The 22,544-nt window shown below is 68.6% G+C and carries 15 protein-coding genes and 1 tRNA gene; 8 read left to right on the top strand and 8 right to left on the bottom strand.

The window, feature by feature from the left end; translation table 11 throughout:
* Nucleotides 1–45 precede the first annotated feature (45 nt).
* Nucleotides 46–306 carry a YcgL domain-containing protein gene (locus ACVOKU_RS06780; protein WP_053518100.1) on the top strand — a complete coding sequence of 87 codons (261 nt, stop codon included), beginning with the start codon at nt 46–48 and terminating at the stop codon, nt 304–306.
* Nucleotides 299–3,643, top strand: a complete 3,345-nt coding sequence (locus tag ACVOKU_RS06775; RefSeq protein ID WP_065174279.1) for an ankyrin repeat domain-containing protein — start codon at nt 299–301, stop codon at nt 3,641–3,643. Before ACVOKU_RS06780 ends, ACVOKU_RS06775 begins: the two co-directional genes overlap by 8 nt.
* Nucleotides 3,644–3,745: 102 nt before the next feature.
* Here ACVOKU_RS06775 and ACVOKU_RS06770 read toward each other — a convergent pair whose 3' ends face one another.
* Nucleotides 3,746–5,533 carry a monovalent cation:proton antiporter-2 (CPA2) family protein gene (locus ACVOKU_RS06770; protein WP_065181433.1) on the bottom strand — a complete coding sequence of 596 codons (1,788 nt, stop codon included), beginning with the start codon at nt 5,531–5,533 and terminating at the stop codon, nt 3,746–3,748.
* Between the two features lie 317 nt (nt 5,534–5,850).
* Here ACVOKU_RS06770 and mgtE point away from each other — a divergent pair, with 317 nt between their 5' ends.
* From mgtE to ACVOKU_RS06755, 3 genes are all read left to right on the top strand, one after another.
* Complete coding sequence (gene mgtE, locus ACVOKU_RS06765) at nt 5,851–7,221, top strand: magnesium transporter (protein ID WP_262219028.1); 1,371 nt, start codon at nt 5,851–5,853, stop codon at nt 7,219–7,221.
* A gap of 98 nt (nt 7,222–7,319) precedes the next feature.
* On the top strand, nt 7,320–10,046 hold the full coding sequence (locus ACVOKU_RS06760; protein WP_481559464.1) for a bifunctional acetate--CoA ligase family protein/GNAT family N-acetyltransferase: 2,727 nt from the start codon (nt 7,320–7,322) through the stop codon (nt 10,044–10,046).
* Between the two features lie 169 nt (nt 10,047–10,215).
* Nucleotides 10,216–10,917: an alpha/beta fold hydrolase gene (locus ACVOKU_RS06755; RefSeq protein WP_481559463.1), complete on the top strand. Its 702-nt coding sequence runs from the start codon at nt 10,216–10,218 to the stop codon at nt 10,915–10,917.
* A gap of 116 nt (nt 10,918–11,033) precedes the next feature.
* Here the strand turns inward: ACVOKU_RS06755 and dkgB are convergent, their stop codons facing one another.
* Entirely contained in the window at nt 11,034–11,843 is an 810-nt protein-coding gene (dkgB, locus tag ACVOKU_RS06750) for a 2,5-didehydrogluconate reductase DkgB (protein WP_053518113.1), read from the bottom strand.
* Nucleotides 11,844–11,974: 131 nt separating this feature from the next.
* Nucleotides 11,975–13,189, bottom strand: coding sequence for an MFS transporter (locus ACVOKU_RS06745; protein ID WP_481559462.1), 1,215 nt, complete (start codon nt 13,187–13,189; stop codon nt 11,975–11,977).
* 104 nt (nt 13,190–13,293) lie between these two features.
* Between ACVOKU_RS06745 and ACVOKU_RS06740 the strand changes: the two genes are divergently transcribed.
* Nucleotides 13,294–14,196 (top strand): LysR substrate-binding domain-containing protein, encoded by a 903-nt coding sequence (locus ACVOKU_RS06740; RefSeq protein WP_481559461.1) that lies wholly within the window; start codon nt 13,294–13,296, stop codon nt 14,194–14,196.
* Between the two features lie 92 nt (nt 14,197–14,288).
* Here the strand turns inward: ACVOKU_RS06740 and ACVOKU_RS06735 are convergent, their stop codons facing one another.
* Complete coding sequence (locus tag ACVOKU_RS06735; RefSeq protein ID WP_481559460.1) at nt 14,289–16,409, bottom strand: methyl-accepting chemotaxis protein; 2,121 nt, start codon at nt 16,407–16,409, stop codon at nt 14,289–14,291.
* 184 nt (nt 16,410–16,593) lie between these two features.
* On the opposite strand from ACVOKU_RS06735, the gene ACVOKU_RS06730 reads away from it, so the two are divergent.
* Both ACVOKU_RS06730 and ACVOKU_RS06725 read left to right on the top strand, forming a co-directional pair.
* On the top strand, nt 16,594–17,049 hold the full coding sequence (locus tag ACVOKU_RS06730) for an Rrf2 family transcriptional regulator (RefSeq protein WP_481559459.1): 456 nt from the start codon (nt 16,594–16,596) through the stop codon (nt 17,047–17,049).
* Entirely contained in the window at nt 17,039–17,941 is a 903-nt protein-coding gene (locus ACVOKU_RS06725) for an NAD(P)/FAD-dependent oxidoreductase (protein WP_481559458.1), read from the top strand. Before ACVOKU_RS06730 ends, ACVOKU_RS06725 begins: the two co-directional genes overlap by 11 nt.
* A gap of 48 nt (nt 17,942–17,989) precedes the next feature.
* Here ACVOKU_RS06725 and ACVOKU_RS06720 read toward each other — a convergent pair whose 3' ends face one another.
* The 4 genes from ACVOKU_RS06720 to ACVOKU_RS06705 form a co-directional block, all read right to left on the bottom strand.
* Entirely contained in the window at nt 17,990–19,210 is a 1,221-nt protein-coding gene (locus tag ACVOKU_RS06720) for an RtcB family protein (RefSeq protein WP_481559457.1), read from the bottom strand.
* Nucleotides 19,211–19,266: 56 nt separating this feature from the next.
* A complete protein-coding gene (locus tag ACVOKU_RS06715; protein WP_481559456.1) occupies nt 19,267–20,391 on the bottom strand; it encodes a slipin family protein in 1,125 nt (374 codons plus the stop codon).
* A gap of 357 nt (nt 20,392–20,748) precedes the next feature.
* Nucleotides 20,749–20,822: transfer RNA gene (locus tag ACVOKU_RS06710), tRNA-Gln, on the bottom strand.
* A 647-nt stretch (nt 20,823–21,469) separates the two neighbouring features.
* Nucleotides 21,470–22,426: an aldo/keto reductase gene (locus tag ACVOKU_RS06705; protein ID WP_053518125.1), complete on the bottom strand. Its 957-nt coding sequence runs from the start codon at nt 22,424–22,426 to the stop codon at nt 21,470–21,472.
* Between the last annotated feature and the right edge of the window lie 118 nt (nt 22,427–22,544).

Here is a 22,544-nt window from a genome sequence, read left to right as displayed (position 1 = left end):
TTTCCGACACAATCAGGGCTCTTCCCGGGTTATCGTCCCGTGGACATGCACGCCTACGTCTATAAAAGCCAACTCAAGCCGGACACCTTCGTCTACGTTCCCCGACGCGATGACTTCAGCGCGCTGCCTGCGCCGCTGGTGGCGTCGCTGGGCACGCTCACCTTCGTCCTGGACGTGGCCCTGGAGCCGCAGCGCCGCCTCGCCCAGGCCGATCCGGCCAAGGTGCGCAGCGAAATGAGCGAACGCGGGTTCTACCTGCAGGTGCCGCCGTCGGTGACCAGCATGATGCCGCGCCACAATGACTGAGCTTTCCCGTCCGCGCGCCCTGTCGATCGCCTTCGTCCTGGGTGCCCTGCTGGCGCTGGGTGCCGCCGTCGGCGGCCTGCCGGGGGCGGTGCTTGCTGCGCTGGCGCAGCCGGCGTATGCCCTGGGCATTTCGTGGTGGCGGCGCAGCCGTGCGGTACTGCCGCCGAAGTTGATCGCGCAGCAGGACCTGCCGGCCCTGCTGGCGCTGTGGACGGCCGCGCCGGTACTGCTGGCCCTGCTGCTGGCCTGGCCGCTGGCGGCACTGCGCGACAGCGGCAGCCTGGCGGCGGTGCTCGGGCTGAGCGTGCTGGTCAGTGCCGGTTTGCTGGCGGCCTGGCGTACGTGGCCGCTGTGGAATGATGTCGAGCGGCTGGATGGCAGCCTGGCGCAGCACTGGCAGGCGTTGGCCGGTCGTGACCTCACCGCCTGGCGTGGCCTTGTCGTGGCCGCGCTGGTGATCGCGCTGGCCGCACTGGTGGTGTTGCCGGCATGGCCAGGGCTGCTGCCGGAAAGCGCGCGCTGGCCCGCCACGTTGACCGTGCTGCTTGGGTCGCCGTTGCTGCATCTGCTGCTGCAGCGGGTCGCACCGGCGCCACTGGTGTCGCTGCGCGTGAACCCGGGCCCGCTGGCCGATGCCGGTGCGGCACACGCGCCGCTGTTCCCCGCTGCCAGCGAGACCACGCCGCTGGAGGCGATGGCCCCGCAGGAACTGACGCCTGCGCTGCATGAAGCGGCGCGCCACGGTCGCATCGACCGGGCGCTGCAGCTGCTGCAGGCCGGCGCGGACCCGCACGCGTTGCCGGACCCGAACTGGCGTGATCAGCGCAGCCTGGCGGTGCTGGCGGCGGTGTTGCCGGACCTGCGCCTGCTGCGTGAACTGATTGCCCGCGGGGTCGATGTGAACGCGCCGCACCGGGGCATGACGCCGCTGCTGGCGGCCACCCGCGACAGCTGGCATGGTCGCCCCGAAGCCGTGATGACCCTGCTGGCCAATGGCGCCGATTCTCGCGCTACCGACAGCGAGGGCAACACGCCGCTGCACCACGCGGCTCGAAGCTCCGACCCCGGCGTTGCCGCGCTGCTGCGCGATGCCGCGGCCGAAGTGGATGCACTCAACCACGAGGGCTGGTCCCCGCTGGCCGTAGCCTGCCAGGTAGGCAACTGGCGCCTGGCCCGCTTCCTGCTCGAACGCGGTGCCCGCACCGAGCCGGCGGACGGCACGCCGGTCCTGCTCGCCGCAGCCGCCACCGAAGACGATGATCCGGCCGGCGTGCAGCTGCTGCTCAAGCACAAGGCGCGTGCGGATGCGCGCGACCGCCAGCGTCGCAGCGCACTGCACGAAGCGGCCCTGGCCGGCCACGTTGAAATCATCGGCGTGCTGCTCGCTGCCGGTGCAAACCTGGAAGCACGCGACGCGCTCGGTCGCACGCCGTGGCTGGAGGCCGCGCGTGCCGGTCGCGCCGCCGTCATCGAACACCTCCTGCCGCACAAGCCTGACCTGGTGGCTGTCGATGGCGAGGGCCGCAACGCGGTGCAGCTGGCGGCCATGGCCGATACGGTTTCGCCCCTGCTGGTCAAGCGCCTGGTCGAACTGGGCATCACCGCCGATGCGGCCGATCCGGTCGGTCGGCGTGCGGTCGACTACGCGGCCGAAGCCGGTCGCTGGGCCATCGTCGCGCTGCTTGATCCGTCCTATCCGCTGCCTGCGGCGGTCAGCGATGGCCTGGCCGAGCGCGGTGAGGCCGCCAGCGCCAGTGGCCTGCTGCCTGATCGACCGCCGCTGACCCTGCTGCGCGAAGCACTGGGCTTCGGCAACACCGACGGCATGGCCGCCCTGGCCAGGCTGTGCCAGCCGCAGGAGCTGGGCAGCCTGCTGCTGGATCCGGAGCTGGCGCTGGAGCCGCGTGCCGTGGATTGGCTGCTGGCCCATGGTGCCGACCCCTATGTGCGTGATGCCTGTGCCGACACGCCGATGTTCGCGCTGCTGTCGCGCGGCGTCGATGCGGTGCCGGCGCTGCAGGTCATGCTGCAGCATGGCCTGTCGCCGGCCGGCCGCGGCGGCCTGGCCCGTTTCCTGGCCGCCTGCGCGCAGCACGATCAGGCGGCCCGCGGACTGGAACAGCTGGCGCTGGAACTGCTGGAGCGGGGTGCTGATCCGTTCGCCGCATCGCCGGCAGGCGATCCGCCGCTGTCGTTGGCGGTGCGCCTGGGCTGGCTGCGCCTGCAGCAGGCCCTGCTCAAGACCGGTGTCGACCGTGAGGCGCGCGACAGCCATGGCATGACCGCCCTGCACCTGGCGACCGCGCTGGCCCGGGAAGGTGCGCTGAAGCTGCTGGTACAGCACGGCGCCTCGCCGGAGGCACGCGCCGCCGATGGCCAGACTCCCCTGGGTGTGGCGCTGTCGAGTGGTCGTCGTGATCTGGCCGACTGGCTGGACTGGCGGGTGTGGCCACTGCCACGCCGTACCCTGCGCGATGCCGACCTGCCCTCTGCTGCGATGGCCGGCGATGTCGATGCGGTGCGTCGCCTGATCGATCTGGGGTTCGCCGTTGACGCCGTGGATGCGCAGGGCTGCACGGCGCTGCTGCGTGCCGCCGGCGGCGGCCACCTGGCGGTGACCGACCTGCTGCTGGCACGCGGCGCCGATCCGCAGCACGCAGCGGCCAGCGGCGCAACGCCGTTGTCGGCCGCGGTCAGCATGCGCCAGGTCGAGATCGTGTCGGCCCTGCTCGATGCCGGTGCCAAGCTCGAACACCGGCTGCCGGGGGGAGTGACCGTGCTGATGCTGGCCTCCGCGCTGGGCCTGCCGGACATCGTCGCGCGCCTGCTGACCGCGGGTGCCGACGTACACGCCGGAGACGCGCAGCAACTGGGCCCGCTGCACTGCGCGGCCCTGTACGGCTTCAGCGCACGCGACCGCCCGCGGTTGCTGGCGTTGCTGGACACGCTGCTGCTGGCCGGTGCCGAACCGGACCAGGCCGCCGCCGGTTCGGTCACACCGCTGCTGCTGCTGCTGGGAGCGCGCGCCGAGCCAGGGACGGCCTGCGACGAGCAGGTGGTGATGGCCGCGGTGGAGCGCCTGCTGGAAGAGGATGTCAGCCTGGACGTGCGCGATCCGCGTGGTTTCGGCCCGCTGCACCTGGCGGCGCTGCACGGCCTGCCGCTGCTGGTACAACGCCTGCTGCGTGCCGGCGCCGACCCAGACGTGCGGGACAGCCTGAACCGCAGTCCGCGCGAGATCGCCGTGATGCGTGGCTTCATCGACGTTGCCGGCGAGTTCGAGCCGCGCGTACCGGGCGTGTCCTCGATGGCCCGGTTCCTGCGCGACAACGGCTGAGAATCGGGGGTCAGAACCCTTTCTGTTGGAAAGGGCGCTGACCCCGATCCTGCGGCTCCTGCCGCTGGTGAATGCCGAGCGATGCTGGGCCCCCTTGCGCCGTCAGCGCTGCGTGTCGCCGTCGCTTTCCGCGTCGGCCTCGAACAGATGCATCAGGTCGTTGCGGGCATCGCGCGAGGTCTGGATCACGGCCGCCTCGTCGTCGTACACCAGGTACTGATCGCGCAGCAGCTGTTCGTCGTGTTCGCGGAAGCGCTGCACATGGCGTTGGGCAACATCGGGTGCCACCCCCAGCGCGGTCAGCACGCGACCGCTCATTTCCAGGCTGGTAGCGAACACTTCGCGGAACGGCTCGGCCGACATGTCCATCAGTCGCCATGCATGCTGGCGGTTGCGCGCACGTGCCAGCACCTTCGCCTCCGGATACAGGCGCCGCACCATCCGTACCGCACGCAGATTGGTCTCCGGGTCGTCCACGGTGATCACGAACACATCGATATGTTCACCACCGGCGGCGCGCAGCATCTCCGGGCGCGTCGGATCGCCATAGTAGAGCTGGTTGCCGAAGCGACGCAGGTCGGCCACCGTGTCCGGGTTCGCTTCCAGTGCCACGAACGGCACCTTCTGTGCGGTCAGCAGGCGCGCGATCACCTGGCCGACGCGGCCCATGCCGGCAATCAGGACTTTCGGCCGGTTGTCCGGCGCGACCTTGTCGGCGTCGGCCGCGGCGCGCGGGGCTACCTTCTCCTGCCCGAGCAGCCGCATCAGGGCGATCATCAGCAGCGGCGTGATCGCCATCGACAGGCCGACAATGGCCACCAGCCGGTCGTGGTTGGCGTTGCCCAGCAGATGCGCGCGCTGCGCCTCGTTGAACACCACGAAGGCGAACTCGCCGCCCAGCCACAGCACGCTGCCCAGCAGCAGCGATTGCCGCGAACCCAGCCGGGCGATGCGGCCGATGGCATACAGCAGACTGAACTTGACCACCAGCAGGATGGCCACGCCGGCGGCGATCAGCCACGGCTCGGCGGCGATGCGGTCGAGATCGATGCCCATGCCGACGGCGATGAAGAACAGGCCCAGCAGCAGCCCCTTGAACGGCTCAATCTGCGCTTCCAGCTCGTGCCGGAACTCGGAATCGGACAGCAGCACGCCGGCCAGGAACGCCCCCAGGCTGGGGCTCAGGCCGGCCTCCTGCATGAACCACGCCGTGCCCAGCACCACCAGCAGGGCGGTGGCGGTGAATACCTCCGGGCTGCGGGTACGGGCGATGACACCGAACAGCCGGCGCAGGACCGGCCGCCCGCACAGGATCACCACGGCCAGCGCGCCCAGCGCCACTGCGGCATCCTCCCAACGCAGCGTCTGGTTCTTGACGCCGCCCAGCAGCGGGATGGCCGCCAGCAGCGGGATCGCGATCAGGTCCTGGAACAGCAGGATGGCAAAGCCGAGCCGGCCGTGGTCGCTGTTGATCGCCTTGTGCTCGGACAGCAGCTGCAGGCCCACGGCGGTGGAGGACAGCGCCAGCGCCACGCCCACCACCAGCGCGCTCTTCCACTGGAAGTGATCGAGCAGCAGCAGGCCGCCCAGTACCAGGCCGGACAGCGCCACCTGCGCGGCACCGGCGCCGAACACCGAGCGCCGCATCACCTTCAGGCGGGCCGGCGACAGTTCCAGCCCGATCACGAACAGCAGCATCACCACGCCGATCTCGGCCGCACCGAGGATGCGGTCGGCGTCCTGCACGAAGCCCAGCCCATCCGGCCCCAGCACCACCCCCGCGGCCAGGTAGCCCAGTACCGCGCCGAAGCCGAAGCGCTTGAACACCGGCACCGCGATGACGGCCGCCAGCAGCAGGACCAGGGCCAGTTCCAGACCGCCGCTATGCATGGGAGTACCTGGTCATCGCAGAGGCCTGCCGTACGTGGGTCCGGGGAGGAAAGGGGCGGCGGACGCCGCTGCGACATTATGCGCGCCGCATCGTGCACGCGCGGCAATGGCCGCTGCGGGTTGACCTGCGCGGCCGGCAGGTCCAGACTGCCCGCCGCTGGCGGCCTGCCGCCGGCACACGCATCCCGGAGTTCCCAACCCATGTCCAGCGACAGTAGAAGTCGACCTCGTTCGACGCCAGCGATGGCCACCGCCTGACATCGGGACGGTTCGCCTGCGTTGGCGTTGCGCGAGGTCGCACCCCACAAGGCAAACCGATGAACCAGAAGCAATTGCTGCGTCCAGTGGCCGATGCCGCTGCATTGGCGGCACCGCTGGCGGACTACAACACCGCCGACGCGGTGGAGTTCCTCAACACGCTGGAGCTGCAGCGCGCTGCCGACACGCTGGCGGCGCTGCCGCTGCCGCGTGCTGTGAAGATGCTGGAAGCCCCCGAACTGCATCGCAGCGGCGAGCTGGTGGCCGCGCTGCCACCGGCGCGGGCCGCTGCGCTGCTCGGGCTGATGGCCGACGACCGCGCCACCGACATCGTTCACGAACTGGATGAGGACGAGCGCGCGCGGCTGATCCCGTTGCTGGGCGCCGATGCCCGCCAGGCCATCCAGACGCTGCTCGGCTACCCGCCAAACACGGCCGGTGCGCTGATGACCACCGAGTACGTCGCCGTGCCGGCCAGCTGGACGGTGGCGCAGACGCTGCAGCACATCCGCCAGGTCGAGCGCACGCGCGAGACGGTGTACGCGATCTACGTCCTGGACCCGGCCAGCCAGCGTCTGCAGCAGGTGGTGACCATGCGCCGCCTGATCACCGGCCTGCCCGAGGAGTCGATCCTCGAGGTGGCCCAGGTCAATCCGCCGGTAACTGTGGACGCGTTGATGGACCAGGAAGAGGTGGCGCGACTGATCCGTCGCCACGACCTGCTGGCCATTCCGGTGGTCGATGCCGGCCAGCGGATGCTGGGCATCGTCACCGTGGACGACGTGCTTGATGCGCTGATCGAGGAATCCACCGAAGACGCGCACAAGTTCGGCGGCATGGAAGCGCTGGACAAGCCGTACATGCAGATCGGCTTCCTGGAGATGCTGCGCAAGCGCGCCGGCTGGCTGAGCGTGCTGTTCCTGGGCGAGATGCTGACGGCCAGCGCCATGCAGCACTACGAGGACGAACTGGCACGCGCGGTGGTGCTGACGTTGTTCATCCCGTTGATCATGAGTTCCGGCGGCAATTCCGGCTCGCAGGCCACCTCGCTGCTGATCCGCAGCCTGGCGCTGCGCGAGCTGCGCCTGCGCGACTGGTGGAAGGTGGCCCTGCGCGAGATTCCGACCGGCATGGTGCTGGGTGCCATTCTCGGTGCCCTGGCGATCGTCCGCATCGTCATCTGGCAGCTGGGTGGCCTGCACGACTACGGCGAGCACTGGGTGCTGCTGGCGATCACGATCGGTGCGGCACTGGTGGGCATCGTCACCTTCGGGTCATTGTCGGGTTCGATGCTGCCGTTCGTGCTCAAGCGGCTGGGATTCGACCCGGCCAGCGCATCCGCCCCGTTCGTGGCCACGCTGGTCGACGTGACCGGGCTGGTGATCTATTTCAGCATCGCCGCGATGATCCTGCGCGGCACGCTGCTGTAGGGCCCTGTCGCCCCACATGCGGCGGGGCGCCGCATCCCCCGCCTGCTTTGTTGCGCTGGATCATGCGCCTGTTGCGCGGGTGCGTGTACCGTAGGCGCATGAGTACCTACCACCTGCAGTCAGTGTTCCGCCCGCAGTCGGTCGCCGTGATCGGCGGCAGTCCGCGCGAGCGCTCGGCCGGCCGCGCGGTGATGCGCAACCTGCGCGGTACGGGCTTCCCCGGCAAGGTGGCGTGGATCAACCCGCGCCACACCGAAATCGATGGCATCCGCACGGTGAAGCGGCTGAAGGATCTGGACTGGGTGCCGGATCTCGTGGTGATCACCGCGCCGGCCGCCATCGTGCCGCAGGTGGTGCGTACCGCGGCCGAGCGGGGTGTGCAGGCGGCGATCATCCTCACCGCGCATCTGGGGGACGGCCCGGGTTCACTGTCGGCGCAGGTGGAGGCCGTGGCCCGCCGGCACGGCCTGCGCATCCTGGGCCCGCATTGCCTGGGTGTGATCGCGCCGCATGCGCGGCTCAACGCCAGCATCGCCGCACACTTCCCGCAGGCTGGCGATCTTGCGTTGATCTCCGAATCCTCGGCGATCGCCGCGGCGCTGGTGGAATGGGGCGTGGCGCGTTCGGTGGGATTCTCCGCCGTGGTCTCGCTGGGCGACACGCTGGACGTCGACTTCGGCGATCTGCTGGATTATTTCGCCACCGATTACCGCACGCGCGCCATCCTGCTCTACGTCGAACAGATCAAGGACGCGCGCAAATTCATGTCGGCGGCGCGTGCGGCCGCGCGCGCCAAGCCCGTGGTGGTGGTGAAGTCCGGCCGCAGCGAGCGCGTGCAGCCTGGCAGCCGCGATACCCATGTGCAGGCGCTTGCACGAGCCGACGATGTCTACGGCGCCGCGTTCAACCGCGCCGGCCTGCTGCGCGTGGGTGCCCTGGACGAGCTGTTCACCGCCGCAGAGACCCTGGGCCGGCTGGGTACCTTCCCGGGCCGTCGGCTGGCCATCCTCAGCAATGGGGGCGGCGTCGGCCGGCTGGCCGTGGACCAGCTGGTCGCGCTGCGCGGAACCCTGGCGAACCTGTCCGACAGCACCGTCGAAAAGCTCGATGCGGTGCTGCCGCAGGGCTGGTCGCGCAGCAATCCGGTGGACATCGTGGTGGATGCCGATGGCGAGCGCTATGCCGCGGCCATCGAGGCCCTGCTGGCCGACAACGAGAACGATGCGGTGATGGTGGTCAACGTACCGACGGCGTTCACCTCGTCGGCCGACGCCGCGCAGGCGCTGACCCGCACGCTCGGCCTGCGCCCGCGCCACCATCGCGACAAGCCGGTGTTCGCCGTGTGGCTGGGCAACGATGACCAGGCCACCGCCACGCTCAATGCGGCGCGCGTGCCGACCTATCCCACCGAAGCCGAAGCGGTACGTGGCTTCCAGCATCTGGTGCGCTATCGGGAAGCGCAGAACGCACTGATGGAAACCCCGCCGAGCCTGCCGCAGGACTTCAGCGTGGATGCGGCCGCGGCGCGCATGCTGGTCGAGGCCGCGCTGGCCAACGGCCAGCAGTGGCTGGACCCGTTGGCCACGCACGAGCTGCTGAAGGCCTATGGCATTCCCTCCGCGCCGGTGATGCATGCGCGCGACGCGCATGAGGCCATGGATCTGGCGCAGCCGCTGCTGGAGCGGGGTGCGACCGTCGCCTTGAAGATCCTCTCACCGGACATCCCGCACAAGTCCGAAGTGGACGGCGTGCGCCTGAACCTGTCGACGCTGCCGGCGGTGCAGGCTGCGGCCAAGGCGATCCTGTCGCGTGCACGCCAGCTGCGCCCGGATGCACGCATCGACGGTCTGCTGGTGCAGCCGACCATCGTCCGCCCGAAAGCGCGCGAACTGATCGTGGGCATCGCCGATGACGCGACCTTCGGCCCGGTGATCGTGGTCGGTCGCGGCGGCACGGCGGTGGAGGTGATCAACGACAAGGCACTGGCGTTGCCGCCGCTGGATCTGCGCCTGGCCCACGAGCTGATCGGCCGTACCCGTGCGTCGCGGATTCTCAAGGCCTATGGCGATGTTCCCGCTGCCGATGAACGCGCGCTGGCCCTGGCGCTGGTGAAACTGGCGCAGCTGGCCGCCGACATTCCGGAAGTGCGCACGCTGGACATCAATCCGCTGCTGGTCGATGGCAAGGGCATCCTCGCTCTCGATGCACGGATCGCCATCGCGCCTTCGCGCATCCTGCACAAGGGGCGCGGCCATCCGCGCTTCTCGGTGTTCCCGTATCCGAAGGAGTGGGAGCGCACCATCGCGCTGTCCGATGGCGGTCACGCCTTCGTGCGCCCGGTGCGCCCCGAGGACGACGCGCTGTTCCGCGCGTTCTTCGCCCGGGTCAGCGACGAGGATCTGCGCCTGCGCTTCTTCCAGTCGGTGAAGCACTTCAGCCACGAGTTCATCGCCCGCCTGACCCAGCTCGACTATGCGCGCTCGATCGCGCTGGTGGCCATCGAACCGCGCAGCGGCGAGATGCTCGGCGCCGTGCGCCTGCACGCGGATGCGGATTATCACCGCGGCGAGTACGGCATCCTGATCCGCTCCGACCTGAAGGGCCATGGCATCGGCTGGCGCCTGATGGCGATCATGATCGAGTATGCGAAGTGGCTGGGGCTGCACGTGGTCGAGGGACAGGTGCTGCGCGAGAACAGCACCATGCTGGCGATGTGCCAGAGCCTGGGCTTCAAGACCCGTCTGGACCCGGACGACCCGACGGTGATGATGGTGACCCTGCCGGTGCAGCAGGTGGACGTTCCCGAGGTGCCGCCGGTGGCGTGAGGGTTCCTCATCGGTAGCGCCGGGCCGTGCCCGGCGGTCCCCATCGCAATCGCTCCACCACCGCCGTGCGGTAGCACAGCACTCCGGTCACGCCGGTCATTCCACCGGCGGCGTCGTAACGCAGCGGTGATCGTGGCATACCGTCCGTGCGGTTGCGACAATGCGGGCCATGACTGACCGCATCCCCTTGCTGCTGCTCCCCGGCCTGCTCAACGATGCCGAGCTGTGGCGCGCGCAGCTGGCCGAACTGGCCGATATCGCCGAGTGCAGCGTGGGCGACCAGACCCGCGGCGCGACCCTGCAGGCGGTGGCCGAGGATGTGCTGGCGCAGGCACCTGCGCGCTTCGCGCTGGCCGGGTTCTCGCTGGGAGGCTTCGTTGCCCAGCAGATCCTGCGCGTCGCACCGGAGCGGGTGCTGCGGCTGGCGCTGATCGACACCTCGATCCACGCCGATTCGCCGGAGCGCGCCGAGCAGCGTCGCAGCCAGCGCGCCAGCGTGCGCCTGCCCGGGAAGTTCCATGGATTCGGTGACGCCCTGATGCGCAGCTACATCGATGCCTCGCGGCTGGACGACTATGTACTGGTGCAGCGCGTGCGCGACATGACGGCGCGTCTTGGCGCGGAGGTGTTCCTGCGACAGAGCGCGCTGGAACGTCGTGACGGCCACGATGTGCTGGCCGGATATCGCGATCCGCTGCTGATCGTGTGCGGTGCCAACGACCGCATCACGCCATTGGCGGTGAGCGAGGAGATGCACGCGCTGGTACCGCACTCGCAGTTGGTGGTGGTGCCCGACTGCGGGCACCTGGCGCCGATGGAGAAGCCGGATGAGGTCAGTGCGGCGATGCGCGGGTGGCTGCTGCAGGACTGAAGGGCCCGCCGGGCATGGCCCGGCGCTACCTGTGGCAATCCGGTAGCGCCGGAGCGCGCCCGGCGGCCCCCATCGTCATCGTCCGGTAGCGCCGGGCCGTGCCCGGCGGCTTCGGCTCAGTCCCAGGCCGGCGCGATGCCTTCCGGATTGGCCAGCCGATGCCCGCGGTCGAGCCTGGCAATCTGTGCCATGTCCTCCTCGGTCAAACGGATGGCCGCCGCTTCCAGATTGGAGGCCAGATTTTCGCGCCGGGTCGAGGACGGAATCACCGCAAAGCCCTGCTGCAGTGCCCATGCCAGTGCGATCTGTGCCGGCGTGGCCTGGTGGCGGCCGGCGATGGCCTGGATCACCGGGTCCTTGATGACTTCGCCATAGGCCAGGCTCATGTAGGCGGTGACAGGGATGCCGTTTTCCTGCAGAAACTTCACCAGCAGGCGATTCTGCAGGTAGGGATGGATCTCGACCTGATTGGTGGCGATGGCGTCGGCGCCGAGGATGCCGATTGCCTTGCGCGTCTGCGCGATGGTGAAGTTGGAGATGCCGATCTCCCTTGTGAGGCCCTGCGCCCTGGCTTCGGCCAGCGCCGGCAGGTACTCCTCCATCGGCACGTCGACCTTGTCGTTCGGTGAGGGCCAGTGGATCAGCGCCAGGTCGACATGGTCGGTGCGCAGCTTCTTCAGGCTGTCGTGCAGGCTGGCCAGCAGCGCATCGCGCTTGAACGCGGTGATCCAGACCTTGGTGGTCAGGTAGATCTCGTCACGCGGCACGCCGGATTCGGCGATGGCCTGGCCGACCTCGGCCTCGTTGTCGTAGATCTGCGCGGTATCGATGGCGCGGTAACCGACGTCCAGTGCGTTGCGTACCGAGTCGATCACAGTCTGGCCTTTCAGGCGGAAGGTGCCGAGACCGAAAGCGGGGACAGTCATGGGGGGAACTCCAGCTAATGGGGGGAAGGGCGCGATAGATCCGCACAAGGGTAGGGCAGGGCCTGCATGCATGCCGGCAACGGTGCATTGCGCAGGCGTGGAGATGCGCGTCGGTGGTGAGCGGCGTCGTTTCAGTGTGCGGTGATCGCGGTGCCCTCGGCGCGGTCGTCGATGCCGTCCCGACGGTCCAGGCGGCCGCTGAGCACGGTCAATGCATAGGCACCCACCACCACCAGCGCGCCCAGCCACGGCGTATGCATCAGGCCGGCGTTCTCCACCACCAGACCGCCCAGCGATGCGCCCAGGGCGATGCCGATGTTGAATGCAGCGATGTTCAGTCCGGATGCCACGTCGGTGGCCTGCGGGGCATAGCGCTGCGCCTGCTTGACCACATAGACCTGCAGTCCGGGCACGTTGCCGAAGGCCACCGCACCCAGGGCCAGCACCGTCAGCAACATCAACACCGTGTTGTACGCGGTGAAGGTGAGCGCCAACAGGACCATGGCCAGCAGGGCGAAGATGCGCCTGAGCGCCGGAACCGGACCCATGCGGTCGGCCATGCGGCCGCCCCACAGATTGCCGATCGCCACCGACACGCCATACACCAGCAGCACCAGGCTGACCGCGTTGGCCGAGAAGCCGGTGACGTCCTGCAGGATGGGCGCCAGGTAGGTGAAGGCCAGGAACGTGCCGCCGTAGCCCAGTGCCGTCATCGCGTAGACCAGCAGCAGGCGCGGCTGGGCCAGCACGGCCAGCTGCTGGCGGAAGCGGGCGGGCGCGCTCTGCGGCACAGTGCGCGGCACGAACAGCGCCGCGCCGACCAGGGCGATCACACCCAGGCCGGCCACGGCCAGGAAGGTCGCGCGCCAGCCCAGGTGCTGGCCTATGAAAGTGCCCAGCGGCACGCCGGTCACCAGTGCGACGGTCAGCCCGGTGAACATGATCGCGATCGCGCTGGCGGCCTTTTCTTTCGGCACCACCGCCGTGGCGATGATCGAGCCGATCGAGAAGAACACGCCATGGGCGAGGCCGGTCAGGATGCGGGCGACAATCAGCGAGGCGTAGCCCGGTGCCATCCAGGCGATGACGTTGCCCAGCGTGAACAGCGCCATCAGTGCCACCAGCAGGGTCTTGCGCGGCACGCGGCCGGTCAGCGCGGTCAGCGCCGGCGCGCCGATGGCGACGCCCAGGGCGTACAGCGAGACCAGCAGGCCGGCCGAAGGCAGGCTGACCTGCAGGTCGGCGGCGATGGTCGGAATCAGGCCGACGATGACGAATTCGGTGGTGCCGATGGCGAAGGCGCCCAGCGTCAGCGCCAGCAGGGCGAGAGGAATGCCGCGGATCATGGCGGGCTCCGGAGGAAGGAAGGCGCGCAGTGTGCGCGGCCCACCTTTGCCGAAAAACCGGTCTTCACGCCAATCACTCTTGCCTGGTGGTCAATAATGGCGCCATGAAGACCACCCTCGATGAAATGCAGGCCTTTCTGGCCGTGATCGACAGCGGTTCGATCAGTGCCGCCGCCGAGCATCTGGGTCAGACCCCTTCCGGGGTGAGCCGGGCGCTGGGGCGGCTGGAGGACAAGCTGGGCACCACCCTGCTGACCCGTACCACGCGCCGGCTGCACCTGACCGCCGAAGGCGAGGCCTACCTGCGCCATGCACGGGCGATCATCGACGCGGTGGAGTCGGCCGAAGAGCAGATGGCGGCGCGCCGCGAGCGCCCGGCTGGACGCCTGCGGGTGGATGCGGCCATGCCGTTCGTGCTGCACGTGATCGTCCCCCTGGTGGCGGGCTACCGCGCGCGATACCCGGAGGTGCAGCTGGAGTTGAACAGTTCCGAACGCTACATCGACCTGCTGGAACGACGCACCGACGTGGCCATCCGCATCGGCCCACTGGCCGACTCAACGCTGCACGCGCGCTCGCTGGGCCGCTGCCGGCTGCAGCTGCTGGCCAGCCCGGGCTACCTGGCCGAGCACGGTGAACCGGCCAGCGTGGCGGCGCTGGGTCAGCACACGCTGCTGGGATTCAATGAACCCGAATCGCTGAACCGCTGGCCCGTGCCGGGCGACGCCGACGGCCAGCTGCTGGTACGGCCGGACATCGCCGTATCCAGCGGCGAGACCCTGCGCCGGTTGGCTGTGGAAGGGGTGGGCATCACCTGCCTGTCGGACTTCGTCACCGAACGCGACCGTGCTGCCGGCACGCTGGTGCCGGTACTGGCTGCACAGACGCAGGATGTCTACCAGCCGATCCACGCCGTGTACTACCGCAACACGGCGGTCTCGGCGCGGATCAGCTCGTTCCTGGACCATCTCGGTGACGCGATGGTGCAGTCGGATTACCTGCGCTGAGGCATGCCGCGCTCGCCGGGCATGGCCCGGCGTTACCTGCGCGTTCCGCAGAGCCGGACCCATGCCCGGCTGCACAGGGTCCATGCAGTCCTTCAGGCCGCGCGCGCCAGCGCATCGCCGCTCGCCGCGGGGGGCGACAGATCGAACACATCCACCGCGTCCATCAACCGGTCCGCCTGCTGCTCCAGGCTGCGCGCGGCGGCGCTGGCCTCTTCCACCAGCGCCGCGTTCTGCTGGGTCGCGCCGTCCATCTGCACCACGGTCTGGTTGACCTGTTCGATGCCTGCACTCTGTTCCTGCGACGCGGCGGAGATCTCGGCCATGATGTCGGTCACGCGCTGCACCGAGGCGACGATCTCGGCCATGGTCATGCCCGCCTGGTGCACGCGTTGTGCGCCATCGGCCACCTGGTCCACCGAGGTATCGATCAGCGTCTTGATCTCCTTGGCCGCATTGGCTGAACGCTGCGCCAGCGTACGCACCTCACTGGCCACCACGGCGAAGCCCCGGCCCTGCTCACCGGCACGTGCAGCCTCCACCGCCGCGTTCAACGCCAGGATGTTGGTCTGGAAGGCGATGCCATCGATCACGCTGATGATGTCGGCGATCTGCCGCGAAGAGGCTTCGATCGCCCCCATCGTCGCCACCACCTGCGCGACCACCTCGCCCCCCTGCGAGGCAACCTCGTGCGCACCGATTGCAAGCTGGTTGGCCTGGCGTGCGTGCTCGGCGTTCTGGCGCACGGTGGAGGTCAGTTCCTCCATCGACGCTGCCGTCTCCTCCAGGTTGGCGGCCTGCTGCTCGGTGCGGCGCGATAGGTCGTTGTTGCCGGCGGCGATCTCGGCGGCCGCGGCATGGATGCTGCCCGAAGTGTGCTTGATGTCGGTGACGATGGTGGCCAGCTGCGCCGCCGTCGTGTTGGCATCGCCAGCGATGCGGGCGAACACGCCCTGGAAGCTGCCGTGCATGCGCGCGCCAAGCCGGCCATCGGCAATCGCGCGCAGCATCGTTGAGACCTCGCCGAGATTCTGCTCGGTGGTCTGCATGAGCTGGTTCAGGCCATCCACCATCGCGCGGAAGTCATGCTCGAAGCGCGCGCTGTCACCGCGCTGGCTGAAATCGCCGGCCGCAGCGGCGGCGGCAAGGCGGCGGATCTCGCCGTTGATGGTGCCAAGGTTGGCCTTGGCAGTATCCAGCGCTTCGGTGATGACGGCCTTCTCGCCTGGCAGGCGCTCCATGTCCTCGCTGAGATCGCCCACCGCATAGCGGCCCATGATCGTGATCGCGCGCATCTTCACCCGGATGTGCGCGTCGACCAGCGCGTTGCTGTCGGCCACCATGGTTCCGAATGCGCCAGGGAAGGCGCTGGCATCCATGCGATAGCTGATCGCGCCGGCGTCATGCGCCTTCGCCATTGCCGCCTGCGCCTCGAGCACGCCGCCCACCGTGGCCTGCACGGCCTGCATGGCCTGCGCCAGCCGGCCCACTTCATCGCGGCTGCGAACCTGCACGACGTGCTGCAGGTCGCCAGCGGCCACGGCGCGCGCAGCCGCCTCCACCGCCAGCACCGGTTGCACCACCGCGCGGCGCAGCCACCAGGCCAGGCCCATCAGCAGCAGCGCAGCGGCGACCACGGTCAGCACCGCGCACAGCAGCAGCATCTGCCTTGCCTGCTGCGCGCGCGTGGCCACCGCGGCCTCGGCCACCCGGGTGGCCTGCGTGCTCAGCGCGTCCAGCGATGCGGCCACCGCGCGGTCCTTGCCCCGCACCAGGGTATCGCCGGCAGTGGCATCGTAGCCGGCAGCAGCAAACGCCTGCAGTGCAGCGTGATAGTCCTTCTGCAGCTGCGCGTGCAGGCCAGCGAAGGCGAGGGCGAGCTCGCGCGTACGCGAGTCGGGGCTGCCGGCCAGCCCGCGTGCCAGTCCATCGACGATTCTGCCTTCGCTGTCGAATGCATCCAGATGACGCTGACGCAGGACCGGATCGTGGCCCCGCAGCAGCACGTTCTTCCATTCCTGCACCTGGCCACGGAACTCGCGCTGCAGGCGTTCGGCATCGCGGCCATGGGCGACTTCGGCAGGCACCTCGGCAGACAGCTTCAGCCAGGCCGACGCCAGGCCGGCCAAGGCACACAGCAGGATGACGGCGAGGCCAAGGGATACGGCGCCGAGCAGCTTCGTCTGCAGTCGCGGCGCATGGGGAGAGGCATTCATGGGGCGAGATCTCGGAAGGGGGGCGATGCGGTATCGACCTGATCTCGCACGCTCTGAAGTGCGATGAGGATCACATTATCGTTTCGTTCAACGAGGTGAAGGAAATGTTTCATAGGACAGATGTGTCCATATGGAACGAAACAGGACGCTCGACAGGGGATATAAATGTAACTATGGTTGTTACATGAAATCCTCGAACCCGCTTTCCGACGCGCTGCACGTGATGGCCCATCTGGTGGGCCAGCAGGGGCCGCGCACCTCCGAACAGCTGGCCATGTGCCTGCCGACCCATCCGGTGGTGATCCGCCGGCTGCTGGCACAGATGCACAAGGCCGGGTTGGTGCGCAGCACACGCGGGCACGGCGGTGGCAGCCAGCTGGCGCGCGATGCCACCCGCATCACGCTGCACGACATCTACCTGGCGGTCGGCGCACCGCCGCTGGTGCAGATCGGCACACGCGACGCAGGTCGTGGCTGCCCGATCCAGCAACTGGTCGATTCAGCGCTGCTTGACGGTGCCCGCCAAGCGCAGCGATTGCTGGAACACCGCCTGCAGTCCACCACGCTCGACCAGCTCGGCTCGGAGTTCGCGCGCCACCTCGCCCATCACCGCTCCCTGGAAGGACACCATGAATCCTGAAGTGATCATCGTCGGCGGCAGTTACGCCGGCATCTCTGCGGGCCTGATCCTGGCCCGCGCACGCCGCGCGGTCACCGTCATCGACGCCGGCCTGCCCCGCAACCGTGCGGCCAGCCATTCGCATGGCGTCCTCGGCCTGGACGGCATCAGTGGTGCCGAACTGTTGAAGACGGCGCGCCAGCAGCTGCTGGACTATCCCAGCGTCCGCTGGATCCATGCCGAGGCCGCGCACGCCACCGCCAGCCCCGACGGTGTCGAGGTCCGCACCGCGGATGGCCAGGTGCTGGCCGCACGCAAGCTGCTGCTGGCCAGTGGCATCAGTGACCAGCTGCCGGACCTGCCCGGCCTGGCCGAGCGCTGGGGCAGCACCGTGCTGCATTGTCCCTACTGCCATGGCTACGAAGTCGGCGGCGGAGCGATCGGCGTACTCGGCGGCCATCCGATGTCGGCCGGCAAGGCACCGCTGTTCGCCGACTGGGGCAATGTCACCTTCTTCAGCCAGGCGGGGGAGATCAGTGAAGAGGAACGCGCGGCCATGCAGCAGCGTGGCGTGCAGATCGAGATGTCGCCGGTGATTGCCGTGCAGGGCGACCAGCCGACCTGGCTGGAAGTGGAACTGGCCGATGGCCGCCGCATCGCCCAGCGCGCGCTGTTCGTTCCGGCTACCCAGGCGATGGCCACGCCACTGGTGCAGCAGCTGGGCTGCGCGCTGGTCGAAAGCCCGCTCGGCGTGCTGATCGAAGTGGACGCGATGAAGCAGACGTCGGTGCCGAACGTGTACGCCGCAGGCGACGCGACCACGGTCGGCAACATCACCCTGGCCGCCGCCGAAGGGGTGCGTGCCGGGATCGGCGTGCATCACGCGCTGGTCAGCGAAGACAGCATCGGGTGATGGAAAGGGCCGGATTCCGCTCCCCTGAACGACATCCGGCCCGCCCCATCAGCCTTTGACGCACAGCACCTGGCGCAGTGTGTGGACCACGTCCACCAGGTCGAGCTGGGCGGCCATCACATCGTCGATCGACTTGTACGCCGCCGGCGATTCATCCAGCACGCCGCTGTCCTTGCGGCACTCCACATGCGCGGTCGCCTCGCGGTGCTGGGCCAGGGTGATCCGCTCGCGTGCCATGCCGCGGCTCATCACCCGGCCTGCGCCGTGGCTGCAGCTGTGGAAACTGTCTGCATTGCCCTTGCCACGCACGATGTAGCTGCGCGTGCCCATGCTGCCGGGGATGATGCCCAGCTCGCCCTGGCGTGCACTGACCGCACCCTTGCGGGTGACCAGCAGCTCCTGCCCGGCGTGCGTTTCCTTCTGCACGTAGTTGTGGTGGCAGTTGACGGCCATCGCCGCCAGCCGGAACGGCGGCAGCCGATGCCGCATCTCGGCCAGCACGCGCGCCATCATCGCCTCGCGATTGTGCCGCGCATAGTCCTGCGCCCAGGACACCGCTTCCACGTAGTCGTCGAACAGCGGCTCGCCTTCCATGAAGAAGGCCAGGTCCTTGTCAGGCAGATGGAAGCCGAGCACGCGGCGCTCCAGCTCGCGACGCGCCTGCTCGATGAAGTACGTGCCGATCAGGTTGCCGGTGCCACGCGAGCCGCTGTGCAGCATCACCCACACGGCATCCGTTTCGTCCAGGCACAGCTCGATGAAGTGGTTGCCACCTCCCAGCGTGCCCAGCTGGCGATCGAGCTTGTCGGTGCGGATCCGGCGATGCCTGTCCTTGATCTTCTCCAGGCCAGCGGCCAGGCCGGACTGCACCAGCCGCGTGTGGATGCTGTCGGGCATGCGGTGATGCTCGCCACCGCGACCGTTGCCGACCGGGATGCTGCGCTCGATGCTGTTGCGCAGCTGCCGCAGGTCATCGGGCAGGTCGTTGGCCTGCAGCGTCGTGCGCACCGCGGCCATGCCGCAGCCGATGTCCACGCCCACCGCCGCCGGAATGATCGCCCCGCGGGTCGGGATCACCGAGCCGACGGTCGCGCCCTTTCCCAGGTGCACGTCCGGCATCACGGCCACCCAGGGCCCGACGAACGGAATGGCGGCGATGTTGCGCAGCTGCTCATGGGCCTGCGCTTCCAGCGGCACGCCGTTCACCCAGCCCTTGATCGGCGTGGTGCCCTCGGCATGCAGCCATTGATAGGTGTGTTGAGTATCCATGTTGCAATCCATCTCCATGATGGGCCGGCGGCGCGTCCCTGCGCCGCCCCAGCCCCCTACTTCATCGTCACCAGCTGCTTCAGCACGCCATCCAGGCCGCCGAACACGGTGAGCTTGTCGATCTTCTCGGTGACCTTCTCCAGCGCTTCCAGCTCCTTCAGCCGCATCAGCACCGGGTTGTCCTCGATCAGCCTGGCGGTATTGAGCTGCGAGCGGGTGGCGTTGGCCTCCTCGCGGCGGCGGATCACGCTGGCCTGCGCCTGCTTCTCGGCCAGCACCACGCCGTTGAGGATCTCCTTCATCTCGCCCGGCAGGATCACGTCCTTGATGCCGACACCCAGCAGCTGCACACCGTGGCCCTCGATCGCGGCCCGCACGTGCGCGGCGATCTCACCGTCCAGCGCCGCCTTCTCGCCCAGCAGCTCATCCAGGCTGCGCGTGGCGATTGCCTGGCGCAGGCCGAACTGCAGCTGCCGGTAGATGAACTCGTCGGCGTTGCTGAGCGTGCGGTGTGCACGCACCGGGTCGACCACCTGCACGGTCGCGGCCAGGTTCACCCGCAGGGTCACCTTGTCGCGGCTGAGCAGCTCCTGGCCGGACACGTCGAGCGAACGCGCACGCAGTTCGACGCGCTCCACCGACACGTTGCCGTTGAAATTCCAGAACGCGTGCAGTCCGGCATCCAGGGTCTGTCGCAGCGTACCGTCGACGAACAGCAGGCCGACCGATTCGCTCGGCACGGTGCTGATCACCGCCACGCGCGGCAGTACGCCCAGCTGGCCCAGGCGCTGCAGCACGTTGGCCGGCACGCGCGGTTCGTCACCCAGGGCCATCACGCGCACCTCGGTGTCGACCGAACCCCGCCAGTACAGATGGCGGCTGCCAGGCGGCAGTACATCGTCGATACGGCCATTGCGCAGCAGCAGACCCACCTGTTCGGCGCCGATATCGGCCAGCACGAAGTGTTCGTGCAGCTGTGCTCCCAGCGCGTCGATCAGGCTGTCCTGGTCGCTGCCGCTGTAGGCGCTGCCCTTCGATGCGTTGTGCACGGTCACCTGCGGCGAGCCGCCGAACCGCGACAGGCGGTGCACGCCGGGCAGCAGCACCTGCTGGAAACGACGGTTGCGATACACCAGGCCGCGCTCGCCGTCGCCGATCACGACCTTGATGGTCCAGAACATGGGAGTCTCTCCTTGTATGGCTCTGGTGGTTCGACCCGATGTAAATCCATCGCCACGACCCGGGCCGATCAGGTCGTGGCGAGGCGGCCTGCACACCCCGTGCAGGCCGCGGAAGAGGGCGGCCATCGGCGGACGGTCCGCGCGCGGAGCCTTCGGTGCGCCGGCAGTACTGCCAAGGGCGTCGCCGGCAGGCAGCACCGGGGTGGACCAAGGCGGGCAGTGGCGGCGGACCGGGGCCCGGCGTGCGGTCCGTTGCCTTCCACTTCTTCGCCCGAAGGCGATGTCCGTGGATGGCGACGATGGCCGCTGGGACGTGCGTCCCGGGTGTTGCTTCAAGTCATGACGTGACAGGTCATGTGGTTTGGAGTGGGAATTGAACCCACGACAGACGGACTCAGGATCCGTTGCTCTGACCAGGCTGAGCTATCCAGTTGGGAACCGCGCGGAATCGAACCGCGTGCCGGCGAACCGGCGCCTGCGACCAGCAGGCGATCCAGGCGAGGGCATGTCCGCGACCTCCGGCATACGCTACGGCAGCGCCGCGCGCACCAGCCCGCCATTGAAGCGGGACCGTTGGAAAATCGAGGGTGCAGGCCATCGACATTATCGGCGGGCGATAATGTTGTGAGGCGATGCAGATAATGTCCGGGCACGGCCGCCTGCGCGAAGATAAACTCCGGCGTGCAGGTAATGGCCGATCAGTGTGCGGCGGAATGCCGCGCGGGGTGCAGTTCTGGCATCGCGGGTCCTTGTGCCGACGCAAACGAAAACGCCCCCGGGACAAGCGTTCCGAGGGCGTCGTCAAGCCTCGGAGATCGGGGTGGCCGATCTCCGCAGGGCGGGTATCAGGCCGTTATGGGCAGTGCTTCCTTGCCGGACGCGCGCGCCAGCACATCCATGCGCAGGCATGGCAGCAGTGTGGCGATGGCGGAGAAATGCGCGTTCAAGGGAAACATCCAGGCGGGTGTTGAAACGAGGTGCGCACGATAAACCACGATTTAGTCGTGCGCAACCATTTTGTTGAATTATTTTCTTCTGCCCGATGCCGGAGCCGGCCGGCGACCGGCTCCGGCCAATCTCAGCCTTCCGCGCTTGCCGCGTCCAGCTGCGCGACATCCTGCACGCTCAGCGATACGTTCGCCGCGGCCAGCAGGTCGTGCAGCTGCTCGACGCTGGTGGCGCTGACGATCGGCGCGGTGATCGACGGCCGTGCGATCTGCCATGCCAGTGCGATCTGTGCCGGGCTGGCAGTGTGCTTGCTGGCCACGTCATCCAGCGCTTCCAGAATGCGCAGGCCGCGCGGGTTGAGATAGCGCTTCACCACGTTCTCGCCCCTCGCCGGGCTTTTGCCCGCATCGGCTGCCGTGCGGTACTTGCCGCTGAGGAAGCCGCTGGCCAGCGCGTAATAGCCGATCACGCCGATCTGTTCGCGCTGCACCAGCGGTTCCAGCGCGGTCTCGTAGCCGGCGCGGTCGTAGAGGTTGTACTCCGGCTGCAGGGTTTCGTAACGCGGCAGCTTGTAATCGGTGGATACCTTCAGCGCATCGGCCAGGCGGGTGGCGCTGTAGTTGGAGGCACCGATGGCGCGCACCTTGCCGGCTTCGATCAGGCGACCGAACGCGGCCAGCGTGGCTTCCAGCGGTGTCGACTCATCATCCTCGTGGGCCTGGTACAGATCGATCACATCGGTCTGCAGGCGACGCAGCGAGTCTTCCACCGCCGCATTGATGTTGTCCGGGGTCAGCCCTGGGCGTTCGGCCCATTTGCCGACCTTGGTCGCCAGCACCACCTTCTCGCGCTTGCCGCTGCGGGCGAACCACCTGCCGATCAGCGTTTCCGATTCGCCGCCCACATTGCCGGGCACCCAGGCCGAGTACACGTCGGCGGTGTCGACCAGGTTGAAGCCGGCGTCGACGAAGGCATCGAGCAGGGCAAAGCTGGCCTTCTCGTCGGCGCTCCAGCCGAACACGTTGCCTCCGAAGGCGAGCGGACGTACATGCAGGCCGGAACGGCCCAGTTCACGGGTTGCCGTCATGGGCACGGTCTCCTTGGGGGAAGTGCTCCAGAATAGAACGCGTTGTGTTACCGCGCTGCGGCGCTGACCACAAAACAGTGTTCCGCGACGGGCGCGCGGCTAACGATTTGTGAACACC

The sequence above is a fragment of the Stenotrophomonas sp. STEN147 genome (assembly GCF_056757995.1).
The sequence above is the reverse complement of the archived record's forward strand: the minus strand, read 5'-3'. Positions and strand labels throughout refer to the sequence as shown.

Bases quoted from the DNA above. Each gene is read 5' to 3' on its own strand.
- ACVOKU_RS06730 (WP_481559459.1), top strand. From the start codon at position 16,594: ATGAAATCCTCGAACCCGCTTTCCGACGCGCTGCACGTGATGGCCCAT.
- ACVOKU_RS06780 (WP_053518100.1), top strand. From the start codon at position 46: ATGCACGCCTACGTCTATAAAAGCCAACTCAAGCCGGACACCTTCGTC.
- ACVOKU_RS06715 (WP_481559456.1), bottom strand. From the start codon at position 20,391: ATGTTCTGGACCATCAAGGTCGTGATCGGCGACGGCGAGCGCGGCCTG.
- mgtE (WP_262219028.1), top strand. From the start codon at position 5,851: ATGAACCAGAAGCAATTGCTGCGTCCAGTGGCCGATGCCGCTGCATTG.
- ACVOKU_RS06755 (WP_481559463.1), top strand. From the start codon at position 10,216: ATGACTGACCGCATCCCCTTGCTGCTGCTCCCCGGCCTGCTCAACGAT.
- ACVOKU_RS06740 (WP_481559461.1), top strand. From the start codon at position 13,294: ATGAAGACCACCCTCGATGAAATGCAGGCCTTTCTGGCCGTGATCGAC.
- ACVOKU_RS06775 (WP_065174279.1), top strand. From the start codon at position 299: ATGACTGAGCTTTCCCGTCCGCGCGCCCTGTCGATCGCCTTCGTCCTG.
- ACVOKU_RS06760 (WP_481559464.1), top strand. From the start codon at position 7,320: ATGAGTACCTACCACCTGCAGTCAGTGTTCCGCCCGCAGTCGGTCGCC.
- ACVOKU_RS06725 (WP_481559458.1), top strand. From the start codon at position 17,039: ATGAATCCTGAAGTGATCATCGTCGGCGGCAGTTACGCCGGCATCTCT.
- ACVOKU_RS06745 (WP_481559462.1), bottom strand. From the start codon at position 13,189: ATGATCCGCGGCATTCCTCTCGCCCTGCTGGCGCTGACGCTGGGCGCC.
- ACVOKU_RS06720 (WP_481559457.1), bottom strand. From the start codon at position 19,210: ATGGATACTCAACACACCTATCAATGGCTGCATGCCGAGGGCACCACG.
- ACVOKU_RS06735 (WP_481559460.1), bottom strand. From the start codon at position 16,409: ATGAATGCCTCTCCCCATGCGCCGCGACTGCAGACGAAGCTGCTCGGC.
- ACVOKU_RS06770 (WP_065181433.1), bottom strand. From the start codon at position 5,533: ATGCATAGCGGCGGTCTGGAACTGGCCCTGGTCCTGCTGCTGGCGGCC.
- ACVOKU_RS06705 (WP_053518125.1), bottom strand. From the start codon at position 22,426: ATGACGGCAACCCGTGAACTGGGCCGTTCCGGCCTGCATGTACGTCCG.
- dkgB (WP_053518113.1), bottom strand. From the start codon at position 11,843: ATGACTGTCCCCGCTTTCGGTCTCGGCACCTTCCGCCTGAAAGGCCAG.